Here is a 19,832-nt window from a genome sequence, read left to right on the forward strand (position 1 = left end):
GTTATATATATCGCTGAAATTATTTATACTTAAAGCGTTAAATACTACGGCAAATATATCTATCTTTATTTGCTGTAATTATAGCAATGTGGCCGTTCGCTGAGCCAAATCAACGCTGTTTTTAAGCTAATGTCATTTATCAGCCGTTCTTTCTAGGTATATAGGTTTTTATATGAGTAAAAAAGCCATCTCGATATCAACCAATGATCTCGATTTTATTGATGATAAATCAGCCGCATTACTACTAAATACTCCTAGAAATGCCAGAATAATTTTATGGGTAATGGTGTTATTCTTCTTTATTGCTATCTTTTGGGCTTCTTTGGCAAAGTTAGATAAGGTGACTACAGGCTCGGGTAAGGTTATTCCGTCATCACAACTACAGGTTGTACAAAATCTTGAAGGCGGAATTGTTAAACAAATTTTAGTTAAAGAAGGCCAAGCAGTAAAAAAAGGTCAAACTTTATTACTCATTGATGACACTCAGTTTAAATCTGATTTTGAAGAAAAAACACAGAGTCTTGCAGCAACGCATGCGGATTCATTACGTCTTAACGCCTTACTTGCCAGTGTTACCATCAATAAAAACACGAAGAATACCCAATGGAGAAAAAGTGTTAATGTCACTAGATTACCTCCAGTTTTCAGTACTGACTTTAAGAAAAAACATACTCAATTAGTACAGCGACAACTTAACCAATTTTCAGGCAAATTAAATAATCTAGAAAACCAACTATCTGTTGCCTCACAACAAGCATCACAGAAAGAACGAGAACTTACCGAAACGCGTTCTCGAGTCACTAATCTTCGAGATAGTTATAATATCGCCTTAAAAGAATACAACATCACTAAGCCATTAGCTGATGAAGGTGTAGTACCTCGCATTGAATTATTAAAGCTACAACGCTCCCTGAATGACACCAAACGAGATTTGAATTCAGCTAAACTACAAATCCCCGTGACCCAAGCCGCTATTCAAGAAGCTGGATTTAAATATATAGATATTGCTTTGCAATTCCGCTCAGAAATTCAAGCTAAACTGAATGAAACCAGTGATAAATTATCGAGTATGACAGAAACGCAAGTGGGTCTAAAAGATCGCGTGAAGCGTACCACCGTCATCTCTCCAGTTAATGGCACTATTCAAAAAATATACGTCAATACCGTTGGCGGCGTTATTCAACCGGGGATGCCATTAGTAGAAATTGTCCCCACAGAAGACACATTATTGATTGAAGCAAAAATAGCCCCACAAGATATTGGTTTTTTAAGACCAGGGCTACCAACAATCATAAAATTTAGTGCCTATGATTTTACTAATTATGGGGGGCTAAAAGGAACATTAGAAACAATCAGTGCCGATACGATCCAAGATAAAGAAGGCAATAGCTTTTATCAGGTAAAAATTCGCACTGATGCAAGCAGCCTTAAAGGTCCTAATGGCGAAACATTACCTATCATTCCGGGAATGACAGCATCAGCAGATATCATTACAGGCAAACGGTCAGTACTTGATTACCTATTGAAACCTGTCCTTAGAGCGAGTCAAACGGCGTTAAGAGAATAATTAAATGAAAAAAATATACCTTTTAAGAAATATTGCTTTATTAATCGGCGCTCAATGGTTGGCGATGCCCGCAATGGCGCAGTCATTAGAACAGGCTATTGCCGAGACACTTTCAACCAACCCTGATATAAAAAGCGCTTACAATGAATTTCAAAGTAAGCATCAATTAATTAATGCCGCTAAAGGAGATTATTTGCCCTCAGTAGATCTAGAGGCAGGTATTGGACGCGACGATTACAAAGCTAAAAGTCCATCAGGGGAATACAATCCTCAAAGTGCTCAAATAAATATTCGCCAATTAATTTGGGATGGTTCTATTACGTATAACGATATTCAACGTAATAAAGCAGAAACAGAAGCTCAACGTTATCAACTATTATCCGATGCGCAAGATAAAGCACTTAAAGCAACAGAAGCTTACCTCAATGTTCTTCATGCTCAAGATGTCTTAACCTTGTCACAATCTAATCTCAAAGTGCATCAAAAAATGTACGTTGATATAAAAAAACGTGCAGATGCAGGGATTGGTTCGACGGCAGATTTGGCGCAAGTTGATGGCCGTTTAGCAAGTTCTAATACCAATTTATTAGCCGCAGAAAGTAATCTTCAAGATAAGATTACTGCTTTTGTGCGTATTGTTGGCGCCTATCCTGTCAATCTAGTAAAACCTGAAGTTGATAGTAACTATTTACCAACATCTTTAGATGATGCTCTTGCAAAAGCACAAAAAAGTAATCCTGTCGTATATATCGCATCAAATGATATTAATGCTGCCGAATATCAATATAAACAAGCACAAGGTACTTTTTACCCTTCATTTAGCATTGAAGCCTCACAAGAGTGGGGACACGATCTTAATGGCTCAGCCGGTGATACCGATGAATTAAAAGCAATGCTAAAAATGCGTTATAACCTTTTTAACGGTGGGAGTGACGTCGCAAAATCACGCAGAGCAGCTTATCAAATCAATAAATCTAAAGATGTTCGAGATCGTGCTCACCGTATGTTAGAGGAAGGAACACGCCTTTCATGGAGTGCATTAACGCTATCAAAAAAACAAAAAATATTCTTACAAGAACATGTTGATGCCTCTGCCCGTACCGTTATTGCTTATGAAAAACAATTTAAGATTGGTCAACGTTCTTTATTAGATGTACTGAATACTGAAAACGAATTATTTGAAGCACGCAAAGCCTATTTAAGTGCCGAGTACGATGGTATTTTGGCAAAATACCGCGTGTTAAATGCAACAGGGTTAATTCTTAGTGAGATGCGAGTTGAAATACCTCAGTCTTGGGTACAATCAGCTAAATAAAGGAACAAAACATGAAATACACAATTATTGGGTTACTCGCACTATCATTATTTGGCTGCTCACTTTCAGTGCCTCACCCTCCCATTGCTAAGCAAACTAAAAATTTATTTGATAACGACAGTGATGGTGTTATCAATCAACGAGACCACTGCCCTAAAACACCTATTGATGCAGTCGTCGATAATGATGGTTGCCCAAGCTATATTGATAGCTCAGAAGAAAATAAGATTCATGTCTTATTTGCAAATGACTCTTCAGAAATTCCTGAAAATTATATGCAAAACATCAATAAAATGAGCGAATTTTTGGTGAAATATCCCAAAACACATATCGAACTTAAAGGATATGCTAGCCCTGTGGGTAATGCTGCTTACAATATTGCCTTATCAAAGCGTCGCGCAAGTGTTATCCGCCAAGTATTAATTAATCATGGTATTACATCATCGCGAATTAAAACGATCGGGTTTGGTGACAGTGATCCCGTTATGGCTTATGACATAGAAGAAAGCAACACCCTAAGTCGCCGTGTTGTAGCGCAAGTTGTTGGCTATCAAGAAAATGTTGTGAAAGAATGGACCGTCTATACCGTCCGTGAAAACTAAACAGATAACAACTATTGAAAAAAACAATATTATGGCTAGTTTGCATGTTATTAGCAGTAAATGTATCTGCTGCTAATAACATGTACCAAATAGAAAAAATAAAACAATTTTATGGTGAACGTGCGGGGAAGCGTGCAATCGCTTGGCGTAAGCTTATCCAAAAATCACAGCATTTAACTGAGCGTCAAAAACTTAGTACTGTTAATGATTTTTTTAATCAATTTGTTTTTATTAGTGATCAAAAGCTATGGGGTAAAGATGATTATTGGGCAACGCCTTATGAATTTGTTGGCATTGGTGCTGGGGATTGTGAAGATTTTAGTATCGCGAAATACCAAGCACTACTTGAACTTGGCATTGATGATAATAAGCTTAGATTAGTGTATGTAAAAGCGCTTGAACTTAACCAATTTCACATGGTTGTGACTTATTATCCAACACCATCAGCTATACCACTAATTTTAGATAATCTCAAAGGGGATATTCTATCCGCCTCTCAGCGTAACGATCTATTACCAATATACAGTTTTAACGGTAGTAAGTTATGGCTAATGAAACAAAAAGGACAAGGAAAAATAGCAGGTAATGCTTCACGTCTAAGTCTTTGGAATGATTTACGTAACCGTTCACAAAATATAAAACTCAATCACCCACGAAACATTTTTTAATGAGTAAATAACAATGACTCTTTACCGACAACTTCTACTGTGGATGCTAGTTATATTATTTTCACTAACTAGTGCTGTGTTTGCGATTCAATTTAAGACTACAAAAAATTATTTAATAGAGCAACAATCAACAGAACTTAATAATGTTGTCAGCTCAATTGGATTTGCATTATCGCCATACATCAAAGCAAAAGATTTTGTTGCTGCAGAGTCCGTTATCAATGCAACTTTTGACTCTGGCTATTACAGCCAAGTAAAACTAACGTTATTAGACTCTAACAAAGAGATTATTCGTCATTATCCGCAAATCACGAATAATGTTCCTTATTGGTTTCAATCTTTAGTGCATATTGAAAGCATATCTCAAACAAGAACCTTAACCAGTGGTTGGTTACAACTTGCCAACATTTCAGTTACTAGCAGCCCTATATCAGCCTATATCCAATTATGGAATGCAACTATTCAATTAGTGCTTGGATTTATAGCTTGCCTATTATTCGGTGCAATTGTGCTGGCATTCGTTCTCAATAAAGTACTAAAGCCTCTAAAACAAATTCAAAAAAGTGCACAAGAAATGGCACTTAACCATTTCACAGATCCGCTACCAGAACCTCACACTCGTGAATTAATTGATCTGGTTACCGCTTTTAATTCAATGAATGTTCAGTTACAGCAGCATTTTGAACAACAAGCCCAAGAAGCCGATTCATTACGAGTTCGTGCCTATCAAGATCCTGTTTCTGGATTAGCTAACCGTAGCTATTTAATCACTAAACTTCAATCATGGTTACTTGGTAAGCCAAGTGGTGGCATCATTTTATTAAAGTCCGACACCATAGAAAATAGTTACCAACAATCAGGTTATGAGTCAGGTGATCAGCTCGTATTAAAACTTGCAGAACGCTTAAAAGAATTGTCAGCGGATGATGTTACGATCGCCCGTTTAAATCAATCTGAGTTTATCCTTATTGCCCCTAATGCTTCTGAAGATGACCTTATGGAAACGGGGCGATGCATGCTCTATATGACATCAGAACTAAACTCAGATCCTCTGGGTATTGCGCCGCTTCAAGCTGCCGTTGGTATTGTCGTTTGCTCTGCTACATTAACTATTACCGCATTACTTGCTCATGCTGACAACGCCCTAAATAAAGCACGCCAACAAGTTAAAGAGCCGATTGCGCTATTAGATAGTAATAAGAACAAAACAATACCAGCAATGGGTAAACAACAATGGAAAACATTAGTTGAAGAAGCGATTGCAAATAACCTACTTCATTTTACGTTCCAAAAAGCTGTTGATAGCAATAATAATGTCATTCATAAAGAGATGTTTGCTTACATTAAAAAAGGCCAGCACCGTTTTAATGCCGGGCAATTTTTATCTGCAATAGAAAAACTCAATGAAGGCACCAAATTTGATTGCTATATCATTGATACTATTTTTAACCAATTAACCAAACAAACAAAATCAGTTCCTGTCGCCATTAATATAACTCAAAGTAGTATTAATGATACGGGCTTTATTCGTTGGCTTAACAGTAAACTTCAATCTAACCCTCAAATGAAAAAAAACATTTTATTTGAATTACCTGAAATTTGTTTTATTAAAAATATCGATAACACCAGTTTACTTTGTGAAATCATTCGCCAAAACGGGTTCCAATTTGGTATTGATAATTATGGTCACAATTTTAGCTCTCTAGGTTATCTGAATAAACTGCGACCTAGCTATGTAAAATTGGATTTTGCTTATACATCACAATTAGATGATCAAGTAAAAACCGATGTTTTAGAGTCAATAACACGTAGTGCCAATAACTTATCAATACTGACCATTGCTTCTCGTGTCGAAACAATTGAGCAAAAACAAAAATTAACACAGTTAAAAGTTCAAGGTTTCCAAGGTTATGTCACCGCTCAGTTAGTTAATGGGAAATAACATGAAAGATCCATTACTTCAATCACTTGTTTATATTAGTCGTTTCTACGGCCAAGCAAATTCACCAGATGCATTAATTGCAGATCTGCCTCTCACTGACGGATTACTTACTCCATTTTTATTACCTCGAGCAGCAGAAAAAGCCGGTCTTCAAGCCAAACAAACACGACTAGATCTTACTCAACTATCACCATTACTCTTTCCTATCATTGCATTACTAAAAGGTGGAGATGCTTGTGTCATCCTCAGTATTGATAAAGAAAAAAGAGAAGCTGAAGTTGTATTACCACAAAATGAAGGCTCAGAACAATGGATTAATATTGATGAATTAAATGCGCAATACAGTGGTCATTTATTCTTAATAAAGAAACGTTTTCGTTACGATGAACGTTCTCCTGAAATTCTAAAAACACGCCATGGACACTGGTTTTGGAGCACCTTGTGGGAATCACGCAGTATTTATCGTGATGTCTTTATTGCCTCTATTTTAATTAACATGTTCGCCATTGCTGCACCATTATTTACTCGTTTGGTTTATGACAAAATCGTACCCAATCTTGCATTTGATTCTTTATGGGTGCTTGCTATTGGTATTACCATTATTTTTATTTTTGATTTCGTTTTAAAAATATTAAGAAGTTATTTTATTGATTTGGCAGGAAAAAAATCAGATCTTTTAATTTCAGCAAAAATATATAGCAAAGTAATGGGCATCCGTATGGAAGCAAAGCCAGCTTCCGTTGGTGCTTTTGCTCGTCATTTACAAGAATTTGAATCTATTCGTGAATTTTTCACCTCGGCGACGGTTTCATCATTAATCGATTTACCATTTGCACTACTGTTCTTATTTATAATCTATGTTATGGCTGGACCCCTAGCATTAGTTCCACTTATTGCAGTCTTAATCTTGGTTATCTATAGTTATCTTATTCAACGTCCATTACGACGTACAATTGAGGAAGGATCGCGTTTAGCTTCCCAAAAACACGCTAACTTAATTGAAAGTTTATCTGGTTTAGAAACCATCAAAATGTTTGGGGCACAAAGCCAGTTTCAATATCGATGGGAAGAAGCCGTTACCCATATTTCAAACTGGGGACTAAAATCTCGTCGTTTAACAGATTCAGTTCAAAATACCGCAGGATTTTTACAACAATTTGTATCAGTCGCAATGATTGTTGTTGGTGTGTATTTAATCGCTAACGGTAATCTAACCATGGGTGGATTAATAGCATCAACGATGCTAAGTGGTCGTGCTGTTGGTCCGATGGTACAACTCGCACTACTATCAACCCGTTATAATCAAGCTAAATCAGCCATGACCATTATTGAGCAATTAATGGCAATGCCACTAGAGCAAGAAGAAGGTAAACGCTATATTCATCGTCCAATTATTCGAGGAAAAATAGAATTTGATAACGTCACATTTAGTTATCCAAATGCAACCCAAGCGGCATTAAAAAATATCAGTTTCACAATCAACCCTGGTGAAAAAGTGGCCATTATCGGTCGTATTGGTTCAGGAAAAACCAGTCTTGAACGTATATTAATGGGACTATATCAACCTCAACAAGGATCTGTTCGCGTTGATGATACGGATATAAACCAATTACATCATATTGATATTCGACGTAATATTGGTTGTGTGCCACAAGATATTACTCTCTTTTTTGGTTCAATTCGCGATAACATTATACTTGGACGGCCATTAGCAACAGATAAAGAAATTTTACTTGCGGCAGAACGTGCAGGAGTAACCGCATTCACTCAGCATGATGCTGCGGGTTTAGAAAAACAAGTGGGTGAAGGTGGTCATGCCCTTTCCGGCGGCCAACGTCAAGCCATCGCTATAGCGCGTGCATTTCTTAGCCAGCCCCCAGTACTTATTATGGATGAACCAACAAGTAGTATGGATAATCGTTCAGAAATGTACATTAAACAGCAGTTACGTCAAATGAAGCAAGATGAGACTTTAATCCTGATCACCCATAAGACAGGAATGCTGGATGTAGTGGATCGATTAATCGTTATGGAACATGGTCATATTGTTGCTGACGGACCGAAAGAACAGGTATTACAAACATTACGCAATGGCAATATTAATCAATCATCAGCCAATAAATAGTGAGAATAGTCATACATATGATTATTTAATTAATAATAGTTGTAATGTATAGCCAGTTTGTCCACCATAACAAACTGGTTATTTAAACTCTTTAGGATTCTCGTGGAAAAAGTTGCTATTTTTGTCGATGTCCAAAACATCTATTACACCGTTAAAGAAAAGTACCACTGTAATTTTGATTACAATGCTTTTTGGGCAGAAGTATCACAAGGCCGCGAAATTATTGCAGCTTATGCTTACGCTATTCATAAAGGTGATGAAAAACAGCGCCAATTCCAAAATATCCTACGGGGAATTGGTTTTGACGTTAAATTAAAGCCATTTATTCAACGCAGTGATGGCTCAGCGAAAGGTGACTGGGATGTTGGAATCACTATTGATGTGTTAGAACATGCTGCAGATGTTGATCGTATTATTTTATTATCTGGCGATGGTGATTTTGATTTATTGGTCGATAAAGTACAGACCAAATACAATACCATCGTAGAAATATATGGAGTGCCTGGTTTAACTGCAACCTCATTAATTAATACAGCACAACATTATCGAGAAATAGAAAATACTCTATTACTGGGACGTTAATATTATAAAAAAGGCCAACAATTATGTTGGCCTTTTTTATTCATCAAATTTTATTTAATATGCTGAGCATGAACAAGATCTGGATGACTATAAATATCCATGAGTTCACTGGTTGCTTGACGTACCATTTTCACAGGAACAATAATGAAATAAATAGACGCTAAAATCACCATTGTAGGATCTGCATAAACAGCTAAATGTGCATATTGAGTCATCATTAAAATTTTCGCGACCACAAAACCCATTAATACAGCAGCACTGATCACGGTATCCATGACCCACTGTTTAGCTTCGGCATCAGCTAATACTGATGAGATATTTTTACTTTTGATTTTGATATAACGATATGTGCCATAACAACCCACAACACTGATCATACCAAAAGCTAAAGCAACACCCGCATTAATATCACGACCACCAGCCAAAATAGCTTCAACAGCTGAATAGAAAGACCAAATACACATTAAAGCAATAACTGAGCCTTTAATCGCAATAACAGCTGGTGCTATCATTGCTACTTGCGAACTATCTTTATTTATTTCAGGTTTATGAAGATAATGCGCGGCACCCAGAGATAACATGGTTAACGCCAAGCTTACTAAAGAATATGCACCATCAAAAATAATCACTAAAGAACCAACAAGTGACCCAAGCACAATCCCTAAAATAGCAAAAGTAAACGATGACACGGTAGACAACAGGAGTAAACCGCGCTCTTGTTGCATTGAACTAGACATATAGACCTCAATCGACAAATTTTTCGTCGTTTTTTGTTTAATTGTGAAACTAATAAGATGATACAACCACTTCTATTAATACTATAATCACTGAGCGTCGAATTTATCGTCGCTAATAAGCGTTATTATACTTCCCTATATCACAACATTTATTACATTGGTGCCATCAATGAAAATAGCTCAGATTGAAATGTTTTTATCAACGATAAAAACAGGCTCAATTGCCGAAGCCGCTCGTCGACATGGAAAAAGTCGAACCACAGTCAGTGCAGCATTAAGTTCATTAGAAGATAGTTTAGGCGTTGAATTGTTAAACCGCAGTGGTAACCGCATTACTCCAACCGTTATTGGCGAAGCGACTGTTAATGATTTTGAACGTATCATCTTAATCGCTAGAGATATTCATACACGATGTGAACAATATAATGTAGGAGTAGAAGCCAGTATTCGTATTGCACGCGATGATTCATTACCAGAATCATTATGGCGTCAATTATTACGCCAAATACGCACTCAATTTCCACAAACAAGTGTGTCAATTTATAGTGCGCCAACACAAGAATTAGAAGAGATGGTGGCGCAAAATCTTGTTGATGTCGCTTATGGTTTATTACCTAATACACATCTTTTTTCACGACTACAACAAACAGATCTTGGCCAAATACGGATGATGTCTGTCGCTCACAAAGACCACCCTCTAAGCCAACTTCGAAAAGTAAATGATGCAGATCTCGAGCGTTACACTGAAATTGCTGTTGCTTATTTTGATGAAGAAAGCTTACGTATTGTAACCCCTAAGGCTGGGAAATATATCGCTTTATCTTTTTACGAACACTTACGTGATGCCGTACTTGATCAAACGGGTTGGTCATCTTTACCTGCAATTCTCATTAAGCAACACCTACGAGAAGGCACCCTTCAAGTGATTAAGTATAATAAAGCCATGAATTGGCAATCATATGGTGAAGTTGTTGAAAATGAGTCTCGACGCGGAACAGTTGTAAAATGGTTATCCGAACAATTAGAAAGCTATTTATTTGATGAAGGCGATTAATGTTGAATATTCACATTTATAACAGCAAAATTAATCACATAAATACAACCTAAGCATAGATCTATAAAACACTCACATTTTAAGCATAATATCTAAAATAATGGTAAATATACCTAACAAAAAGCCATTTATTGCTAGACTTATTCCCATCTATAAATAAATTTTCAGAAAAAAACCAACACCTATGAGAATAAATTATTATTTAATAAGATAATTTATAGTTAAATCTTCAACTACAGGCTAGATTGCACAGCGTTTTTAATTCAATATGTGCGCCGCAAATAAGGTCGTCTAACACCAGTGTCATTAATGATACTAAATAACGATTAAAAACGACCTAGCATATATGTAATAACGTAACAATAGCAGTGACGGACTAAGTATAACCATTCAGCCGTTACAAGAGTAAAGAAGAAAGTTATATCATTCGTTGTTTATCTTTTCTAACGTACCCTTAATCGTAATTTAAAAGGAAATAAGCTTTATGATGAGAAAATTAGTTGCTGAATTTATTGGCACCGGTTGGTTAGTACTCGGTGGCTGTGGTAGTGCAGTATTAGCTGCAGCATACCCTGATTTAGGTATTGGCTTTTTAGGTGTTGCTCTAGCATTTGGTTTAACAGTTGTGACAATGGCATACGCAATTGGTCATATCTCAGGTTGTCACTTAAACCCTGCCGTTACTGTTGGTCTATGGGCTGGCGGTCGTTTCCCTTCTGGTGACGTTATTCCTTACATTGCATCACAAGTACTTGGTGGTATTGCTGGTGCTGGTGTGCTTTATATTATTGCAAGTGGTCAAGCTGGTTTTGATCTTGCCAATGGTTTTGCTTCTAACGGTTACGGTGCCCATTCTCCTGGCCATTACTCTTTACTATCAGCATTTGTTACTGAAGTAGTAATGACATTCATGTTCTTATTCGTAATTTTAGGCGCTACACATAAACTTGCTTCACCACAAATGGCTGGCCTTGCTATTGGTCTAGCACTAACACTGATTCACTTAATCAGTATTCCAGTAACAAATACTTCAGTTAACCCTGCTCGTAGTACTGGTCCTGCATTATTTGTAGGTGATTGGGCAACATCACAGCTATGGATGTTCTGGGTAGCTCCTCTTATTGGTGCGGCAATTGCGGGTGTTGTATACCGTTGGTTATGTCCTGACAACGAATACCGTTCAGTAAGCTAAGCTTACTAAGCTAACACTGAATATAAAAAAGCGAGCTTAATGATTAAGCTCGCTTTTTTTATGGCTTATAATTTATACGGTGCTCATCAACTTCACATTTAGAGATCAACCAACTGTAACAACACTTGTACTGGATGTTTAAATTGAATATGTTCTAGTCGCTTAACTTGACTACGGCATGAATAACCAGTCGCCATACAGCGAGTGGGATCATACTGATCAATCTTCTCTTTCCAACTTAAATTAAACACGCTCTTTGACGCTTCTAATTTATCGCTTTCATGACCGAATGTACCCGCCATTCCACAGCATCCCACTGGCACCGATTCCATGACACCACCCAAATGGGTAAAAATAGCTCCCCACTGCTTTTCCGCATTAGGTAGTTTAGTTTTTTCCGTACAATGGGCAAATAGATACCAGGGCTTATCATTTAATGCTAGCCTTTGAGGTACTTGTTGTAATAATGGCAATAACCATTCATGTGCGGTTAAAACTGTAAATTTACCTCGGCCTTGCTGTAGCACTTCAGTGTATTCATCGCGATAACACAGCACTAAAGCAGGATCGACACCTACCATAGGTATATTTAATACCGTTAATTGATTTAAAAAATCAGCCGTTGATGTCGCCGTTTTTGCAAACGCTTTTAAGAACCCTTTTACGTGTTGTGCTTTTCCATTGGGTTTAAATGGCAATAAAATCGGCTTTTTACCCAACTTTTCAATTAAATGGATGAAATCACGTACAACTTGCGCATCATAAAAGCTAGTAAAAGGATCTTGAACTACCAGAACGTAATTTTCTCGCTCATGATCTGATAAAGCTTGTAACCATAACATGTCAAAACATAACACATGATGACCACTTAAACTTTCAGCTAAAGTTGGCACTGACAATAAAGGCATATCAACATAACCAATAGTCTTTAAGGTTAACTTTTTCGACCATTGTGGCCTGATTACACTGTTTACGATGACTGGTGCTTTCGCCATTAGTGGTAAAATATTTTCAACATATGCCACTAAATAATCTTTTACCGGACGTTGATAACGGCTGTAATAGATATTCATAAATCGTGAGCGAAAGCTTGGTACATCAACTTTAATCGGACATTGACTAGCACACGCTTTACACGCTAAACAACCATTCATCGCTTCCATGACTTCATGAGAAAAATCATAGCGATTACGATTAGAACCATAGGTATTTTTTAAACGATCAATAATCTGTTTGATTGTTGGAGATGTGGTTAATAACTGTTGTTCTAGTTCATCAGCATTGATTCCCTGCTCAGCTAATTGCCTTAGCCATTCACGTACTAACCCCGCTCGTCCTTTAGGTGAATGGCGACGATCAGCTGAAATCTTCATTGAAGGACACATTGGTGAACTGGTGTCATAGTTAAAACACAAACCATTACCGTTACATTCCATAGCTTGTTTAAAACTATCTCGTGTTGTGACCGCTATTTGACGATCATAAAAACCCCGTTTCACACTATCAACTTTTACTAATTCACTGTCGTTACCAAGTGGTGTACAAATTTTACCTGGGTTCATACGATTATGGGGATCAAACGCCGCTTTAATTCGACGTAGCTCGGTAAATAATTCTTCACCAAAAAAAGCAGGACCATATTCAGAACGGAATCCTTTACCGTGTTCACCCCACATTAGACCACCATATTTAGCGACCAATGTAACCACCTGATCTGATACTTCTTTCATTAACAATTCTTGTTGAGGGTCGCACATATCCAATGCAGGACGGACATGTAAGACACCTGCATCAACATGACCAAACATGCCGTAATTAAGCCCTTTCTCATCCAATAACTGTCTAAACTCAGCAATAAAATCGGCTAAGTTTTCAGGCGGTACACAAGTATCCTCAGCAAATGCTATCGGCTTTTTAGTGCCTTTTGCAGCACCTAATAGACCCACGGCTTTTTTTCGCATGGTATACATTTTTTGAATACTGGCTAAATCATCACAAACTTGATAACCAATAACACCTGCTTGTTGATTTGTTATTAGTTGGTCAAGTCGCTGACACAATGCCGCAACGTGTTGCTGGTTCTCAACAATGTCATTGCTTGCATATTCCACCATGTTAATACCTAACATGGTTTTTCCTTCAACATCGGTTAATAAACTTTCAACAGTATTCCAAACAATATCTTGTTTCGCTAAATTCAAAACTTTGGAATCAATGGTTTCAACAGACAATGCAAGAGCATCTACCATCATAGGAGCATTACGTAATGCCGAATCAAAACTATCATATTTAATATTCACTAAAGTACGAGACTTTGGAATCGGTGTAATATTTAATTTTGCTTCTGCTATAAAAGCTAAAGATCCTTCAGCGCCACATAATAACCGTGCAATATCAAATTCTTGAAGTTGATCATCATAAACATTTTTCAAATCATAGCCGGTAAGAAACCGATTAAGTTGTGGAAATTTATCAACTACTTGTTGGCGTTTATTTCGACAAATTTGAGCTGTTGTCTGAATCGCATGATCAACCAATGCAGAATTGTCCAATGCTTGTATTTGTTCATCATTCAATGGCTCAGTATTGAGTACAGAGCCATCAACTAATACCGCGGTCAATGCCAAGACATGATCAGACGTTTTGCCATATTTCAATGAGCCTTGACCAGAAGCATCAGTATTAATCATGCCTCCAATAGTGGCACGATTACTGGTTGAAAGATCGGGAGAGAAGAAATAGCCATGTGGCCGTAAAGCATCATTAAGTTGATCTTTAATGACACCACTTTGAACACGTACCCAACCTTCCGTAATATTAATCTCTAATATTTGATTTAAATAACGGGAAAGATCAACCACAATTCCTGATGTTAGTGATTGTCCATTTGTACCCGTGCCGCCACCGCGAGGAGAAAATGTAACACTCTGATAATCATCATGACAACCAACTTTCCCAATAAGAATAAGATCATCAATATTACGAGGTAATACCACAGCTTGAGGTAACTTCTGGTAGACACTATTATCAGTTGCAACCGCTAACCGGCTAGCATAACTTTGTTCAATATCACCTTGAAAACCAGCATCGAATAATGCGGTTAAATACGATAGTACGCTATTATCAATACTACTTTGATAGGTTAATGCAGGTAACATATTTTTTACTCTCCCTTTTCCAGTGATTACGCATTCATGCGTTGCCATATCCAATAGCACTGGATTTACTCTTCATTATTAGTAACTTTAACAATACGTTAAATGTATATAGTTGCACTTTACTCTACCTAGAAACTAAACAAAACAATTTATAACGTGTATATTACTTATACTACGAGTTAATAAAATAAAGCCCTAATAATAGAGCTTTATTTTAATAGGACTCAATGTACAAAGATCCCTAAATGCCGCCCATCAACGTATATTTCATTTCAGTGTATTCTTCTAGCCCTTGGTGTGCGCCTTCACGTCCTAACCCAGACTCTTTAACACCACCAAAAGGAGCTAATTCTGTAGAAATAAGGCCTTCATTCACACCAACCATGCCATATTCTAATGCTTCACTAACGTTAAATGCGCGCGATAGTGATTGTGTATAAATGTAAGCTGCCAAACCTGAATCAGTATTATTAGCACGCTCAATCACATCTTGATCGTCGTCAAAGCTAAAAATAGCCGCTAATGGTCCGAAAGTTTCTTCCGTCGCAACTAACATGTCATCTCGAACATCACGAATAATCGTCGGCATAATAAAGCAATCACTTGATGCTTGTTGACTACCTAGCACTAAATGAGCACCTTTTAACATCGCATCATGAATATGACGTTCAACTTTTTCAACCGCCGCTCGATTAATTAATGGACCAATAGTCACGCCATCATCAAGTCCATTACCAATTTTTAATAAAGCGACTTGTTGACGTAGCCGATCAATAAATTGATCGTAAATACTATGATGTACATAAATACGATTAGCACAGACACACGTTTGGCCTGCGTTACGAAATTTAGCAATCATCACACCTTCAATGGCGCGATCAATATCAGCATCATCAAAAATAATAAATGGTGCATTACCGCCTAATTCTAATGACACTTTTTTCACACTTGCCGCAGCTTGCGCCATCAACAATTTACCAATCGCTGTAGAGCCAGTGAAGGAAATCTTCTTAACCTTCTTATTACCCGTAAGCTCTGCACCAATTTTAACCGCATCCCCCGTTACAACACTGAATAAGCCATCAGGAATACCGGCTTCTTGCGCTAATGCTGCAAATGCCAATGCTGTAAAGGGAGTATCAGGTGCCGGTTTCAATACCACGGCACAACCTGCGGCAAATGCAGGGCCACATTTACGCGTGATCATTGCCGCGGGGAAATTCCATGGAGTAATAGCAGCCACAACCCCAACAGGTTGGCGTGAAACCAAAATTCTTGCGTCAGCTTTATGGCTTGGAATTATTTCACCATTCATCCGCTTAGCTTCTTCGGCATACCATTCAACAAAGCTTGCCGCATAGGCTATTTCACCTTTAGCTTCATTCAGTGGTTTACCTTGCTCTAAGGTCAAAATAGTCGCTAATTCAATAGAATGATTGATAATAAGCTCATACCATTGACGTAATACGGTCGCTTTATATTTAGCCGTTGTTTTTGACCAACGTCGATATGCATTATCAGCACAATCTATTGCTACACGTGTTTCTTCAACTCCCATTAAAGGAACATTTCCAATAACCTCACCGGTAGCAGGATTAGTGATAACCGTGTGTTTTCCTGAATATGCGTTTACCCATTCGCCGTTAATAAACGCTTGTTGCTTAAACAAACCACCTAAAGATAATGTCATTACGATACCTTGCTTTATTTTTTCAATGCACGAATAGCCAGAAGAATACCCGTTAAACTGTACATTGAAATAAATAACTGACTGATTACATTATTATATTACAACCTTACCAATATAACAGCTTAGGAAGCTATTCAGTAACATGTTATCGATAGAAATAAAATCGCAAAAATTAGGCTATTCATCTGCAAATAATTATTATCGCGACTACGCTTTAAATAACATAGATATTAAGAATGAACGATAGCTTTACTTTTATTTTAAAGTGGACATAAATATCTTATGCAGAAAAGTAGACAACTTACTCATATTCGTCATGGCATTAAAAAAGGCATTACTACTTCTTTCATCCATGAACAACATTTTCCTACCACAAATCCATTCGTTTTATGGGAACATTTCACGTCAAAATCCCCCACGAACCATGGTTTGAGTTTTCATGGCCACTCAGGAATAGAAGCTATTAGCTACCCCCTCACTGGCACTATTTTACATCATGATTCAACACAACAGCATCATATCGTGAAAAGTGGTGATATCCATATGATGACGAGCGGTCAAGGTATTATTCATAAATCAACCACATTACCTCAGCAATCAACAACAGAATCATTCCAGTTATGGATGGCATTACCAGCAGCAAATAATAATGAAATGTGCCAACCAAAAAGCCAACTATTTAAGAAACACCACCTTCCCTTAGTAGAAGATAATCATTCAACAACAAAAGTATTGGTTGGTGATTACCAGCAACACACCAGCCCAATTAAAAGTCATTGTGAGTTAATATTGCTCGATATTATTATGACATCTTACAGTACATGGTGCTTTACCCCGCCCCAAGATTATCACTCCTGCTTTATTTACTTAAAATCTGGTATTTCTTATAGTGCTAATAATAAATTAATGCCGTTTCAAATGGGATTTTTCGAATCATCATCAGCACCAATAATAATAACCACAACAGATCATAGTTCACGTTTTTTCATTGCTTGTGCCGTTCCATTAAAACAGCCATTAATAACAAATCAACATTCCGTTCACTCTTGTGAGAATAATATGAGTAAAAGTGAGGTAACAATTAAAAATTTAATGGAAACTATTAAAAATAAAAATGAATAGTTAACTATGATTATATATATATCAATAAAAAATACTTATAAGTTTAATATGCATGATTGCGCTCATACCATGATATTATTTAAAACTATTCCTATACTAAAAATAATGCATTAATGCGTAATAAATAACATGGCTAGTGTTGTAATTGCGCCATCATAATTAATGTCACAAGGTATTTTTTATGCTAACCTTCAAAAGGTTTTCTTCAAATTACTCAATATATATAAAAATAGCATTGCAGTTGCTCCTATTCCTTGCTTCAATTTACATTATTTTTCAAGCACTTATTAAGATTGGATTCTTTGATAAAGATACTTTGAATGTCATTCACAACCATCATGTAAAATTAAATATCTTACTAATCTGTACTCTTTTTTTTGTTTTTTTCTATATTTTAAACCGTATTAACAAATGGTTTATTAAACCATTACATCAATTAAAAAACACAACCAATAACCAATACAGTATATATAGCAATGAAAATATTCATGAGAGTGATATTTTTAAATGTTATCAAGTAATGATTCGTAACGCTACCGAGAAAGATACTAATATAGATTTAGAGATCTCAACTCTGACCAAAGAAAAACAAACAGATATACATCAGCAACAATTAACATCAAGTATATTTAATAACAGCCAAGATGTAATTATCTTTCTTGATAGCAATGGTATCATTACTCGTGTTAACCCTATCTTCTGCCGCCTTATTGGTCTTAATTATGAAAATATCATTCACCAACCTTTGATTAATTTCATTCATACTCCAGCATATGAAAAAATTAAAGCATCCCTTTCTCATGGGCTTAATAACTCACATCAATGGCAGGGTGAATTTAATATTCAACACATGGTAAGCAAAAAGAACATTCCTTTATATGTAAAGGTAAATAAATTAATTGACATTAAAAACAATCATATACAATATTCAATTATCGCAACTGACCTTACAACCATAAAAGAAATTGATCGATTAGTATATATCAATCACCATGACCCATTAACAGAGCTACCCAATAGAATAGCACTGACTAATCGTTTAAATGATGAACTAAAAAATCAACTTACTACCCATCATATATTCGCTGTCCTTTTTATTGATTTAGATAGTTTTAAAATCATTAATGATAATTATGGCCACCAAATAGGTGATAAAGTGTTAAAAATCACAGCCAATAAATTACGTAATGCTGTAAAAAAAAGTGATATGGTTGCGCGTCTTTCTGGTGATGAGTTTATCGCAATAATTAATCCCGCCACAAAACATACCGATGTCATCAAAACATGCAAACGTATACTAAAAATACTTCAACAACCGATAATTATAAATCAACATCATTTAGCCATTAACGCAAGTATCGGATGTTATTATGTGCATCCAAATATGCAACAGACTATTGATGATATTTTATTCCAAGCAGATATTGCGATGTATCAAGCCAAAATGGCCGGCAAGGGATGCCTTGTAGAATGTAATTCGTTTTGATGAAAATGCCGTATCTGCCAGAACAGATACGGCATTTAAAATGAATATCAATTTATGGGCGTGTCGCTAATTGAAAAGTACCATTTGATTGGAACCAAATGGCTTGTTTTTGTTTGCGTCCAAGTAATAAAGGACCGTCATCAAAAAACAAAAAATTCTTCCAGTTGCGTTTAAATACACCCCATTTAGTTTCGATAATATTGTATTTTTCATAACAGAAAAAAATGGTTGTGTTATCTTCCCACTTTATATCAGCCAACAGCTCTGCTGGTAACTCAGGTTCATCACTGTCCCAAGCTTGCTGCCAGTCTATTGCATCCGACCAAATTTTTTTATCAAAGGCCCAATCACCTTTTTCAAAATGATCTGCATCAGGACTCTGACTACTCACGTGTTCACACCACAATTGCGCCGAACGAGCTTGAGTAAATGGTTTTATTTGTACTAAATCAGCTTCAGCCACAGGCATTGAAGCATGAGTGAAAATCCATTTACGCGCGTAACTATCAAATTCGGTATAATTCATTTGTCAGCCTAAAAAAATAAAGACGACGCAATGTACATCAGTGATGATATTTGTTCCAGTATCTCA

15 protein-coding genes are annotated in these 19,832 nt (G+C 36.6%); 11 read left to right on the forward strand and 4 right to left on the reverse strand.

Features of this window, described 5'->3' with window-relative positions:
* The first annotated feature begins 172 nt into the window (after positions 1-172).
* The 7 genes from C9I86_RS04145 (at position 173) to C9I86_RS04175 (ending at position 8,801) form a co-directional block, all read left to right on the forward strand.
* Entirely contained in the window at positions 173-1,567 is a 1,395-nt protein-coding gene (locus tag C9I86_RS04145; RefSeq protein WP_107275722.1) for an HlyD family type I secretion periplasmic adaptor subunit, read from the forward strand.
* 4 nt (positions 1,568-1,571) lie between these two features.
* Positions 1,572-2,882 (forward strand): TolC family outer membrane protein, encoded by a 1,311-nt coding sequence (locus C9I86_RS04150; RefSeq protein WP_107275723.1) that lies wholly within the window; start codon positions 1,572-1,574, stop codon positions 2,880-2,882.
* Positions 2,883-2,893: 11 nt separating this feature from the next.
* Positions 2,894-3,484: an OmpA family protein gene (locus C9I86_RS04155; RefSeq protein WP_107275724.1), complete on the forward strand. Its 591-nt coding sequence runs from the start codon at positions 2,894-2,896 to the stop codon at positions 3,482-3,484.
* Between the two features lie 44 nt (positions 3,485-3,528).
* Positions 3,529-4,152, forward strand: coding sequence for a transglutaminase-like cysteine peptidase (locus tag C9I86_RS04160; RefSeq protein WP_107275725.1), 624 nt, complete (start codon positions 3,529-3,531; stop codon positions 4,150-4,152).
* 13 nt (positions 4,153-4,165) lie between these two features.
* Positions 4,166-6,094: an EAL domain-containing protein gene (locus tag C9I86_RS04165; RefSeq protein WP_107275726.1), complete on the forward strand. Its 1,929-nt coding sequence runs from the start codon at positions 4,166-4,168 to the stop codon at positions 6,092-6,094.
* A gap of 1 nt (position 6,095) precedes the next feature.
* Entirely contained in the window at positions 6,096-8,219 is a 2,124-nt protein-coding gene (locus C9I86_RS04170; RefSeq protein ID WP_107275727.1) for a type I secretion system permease/ATPase, read from the forward strand.
* Between the two features lie 102 nt (positions 8,220-8,321).
* A complete protein-coding gene (locus C9I86_RS04175) occupies positions 8,322-8,801 on the forward strand; it encodes an NYN domain-containing protein (protein ID WP_080157787.1) in 480 nt (159 codons plus the stop codon).
* A gap of 50 nt (positions 8,802-8,851) precedes the next feature.
* Here C9I86_RS04175 and C9I86_RS04180 read toward each other — a convergent pair whose 3' ends face one another.
* Positions 8,852-9,538: a cation transporter gene (locus tag C9I86_RS04180; protein ID WP_080157788.1), complete on the reverse strand. Its 687-nt coding sequence runs from the start codon at positions 9,536-9,538 to the stop codon at positions 8,852-8,854.
* Positions 9,539-9,707: 169 nt separating this feature from the next.
* Here C9I86_RS04180 and C9I86_RS04185 point away from each other — a divergent pair, with 169 nt between their 5' ends.
* Both C9I86_RS04185 and aqpZ read left to right on the forward strand, forming a co-directional pair.
* Positions 9,708-10,592, forward strand: a complete 885-nt coding sequence (locus tag C9I86_RS04185) for a LysR family transcriptional regulator (RefSeq protein ID WP_080157789.1) — start codon at positions 9,708-9,710, stop codon at positions 10,590-10,592.
* 487 nt (positions 10,593-11,079) lie between these two features.
* Positions 11,080-11,784 carry an aquaporin Z gene (aqpZ, locus tag C9I86_RS04190; RefSeq protein ID WP_199190742.1) on the forward strand — a complete coding sequence of 235 codons (705 nt, stop codon included), beginning with the start codon at positions 11,080-11,082 and terminating at the stop codon, positions 11,782-11,784.
* Positions 11,785-11,882: 98 nt separating this feature from the next.
* Here the strand turns inward: aqpZ and C9I86_RS04195 are convergent, their stop codons facing one another.
* Together C9I86_RS04195 and C9I86_RS04200 are read right to left on the reverse strand one after the other, a co-directional pair.
* Positions 11,883-14,942: an FAD-binding and (Fe-S)-binding domain-containing protein gene (locus tag C9I86_RS04195; protein ID WP_107275728.1), complete on the reverse strand. Its 3,060-nt coding sequence runs from the start codon at positions 14,940-14,942 to the stop codon at positions 11,883-11,885.
* A 241-nt stretch (positions 14,943-15,183) separates the two neighbouring features.
* Positions 15,184-16,632 (reverse strand): NAD-dependent succinate-semialdehyde dehydrogenase, encoded by a 1,449-nt coding sequence (locus C9I86_RS04200; RefSeq protein ID WP_107275729.1) that lies wholly within the window; start codon positions 16,630-16,632, stop codon positions 15,184-15,186.
* A 282-nt stretch (positions 16,633-16,914) separates the two neighbouring features.
* On the opposite strand from C9I86_RS04200, the gene C9I86_RS04205 reads away from it, so the two are divergent.
* Entirely contained in the window at positions 16,915-17,754 is an 840-nt protein-coding gene (locus tag C9I86_RS04205) for a pirin family protein (protein WP_080157793.1), read from the forward strand.
* Positions 17,755-17,935: 181 nt separating this feature from the next.
* The gene (locus tag C9I86_RS04210; RefSeq protein WP_107275730.1) at positions 17,936-19,240 is read left to right on the forward strand and encodes a sensor domain-containing diguanylate cyclase; all 1,305 of its coding nucleotides are present in this window, start codon (positions 17,936-17,938) and stop codon (positions 19,238-19,240) included.
* Between the two features lie 52 nt (positions 19,241-19,292).
* Here the strand turns inward: C9I86_RS04210 and C9I86_RS04215 are convergent, their stop codons facing one another.
* Positions 19,293-19,766, reverse strand: a complete 474-nt coding sequence (locus C9I86_RS04215; RefSeq protein ID WP_080157795.1) for a DUF2947 domain-containing protein — start codon at positions 19,764-19,766, stop codon at positions 19,293-19,295.
* Between the last annotated feature and the right edge of the window lie 66 nt (positions 19,767-19,832).

The organism is Photobacterium sp. NCIMB 13483 (assembly GCF_003025475.1).
GTDB lineage: Bacteria > Pseudomonadota > Gammaproteobacteria > Enterobacterales > Vibrionaceae > Photobacterium > Photobacterium piscicola.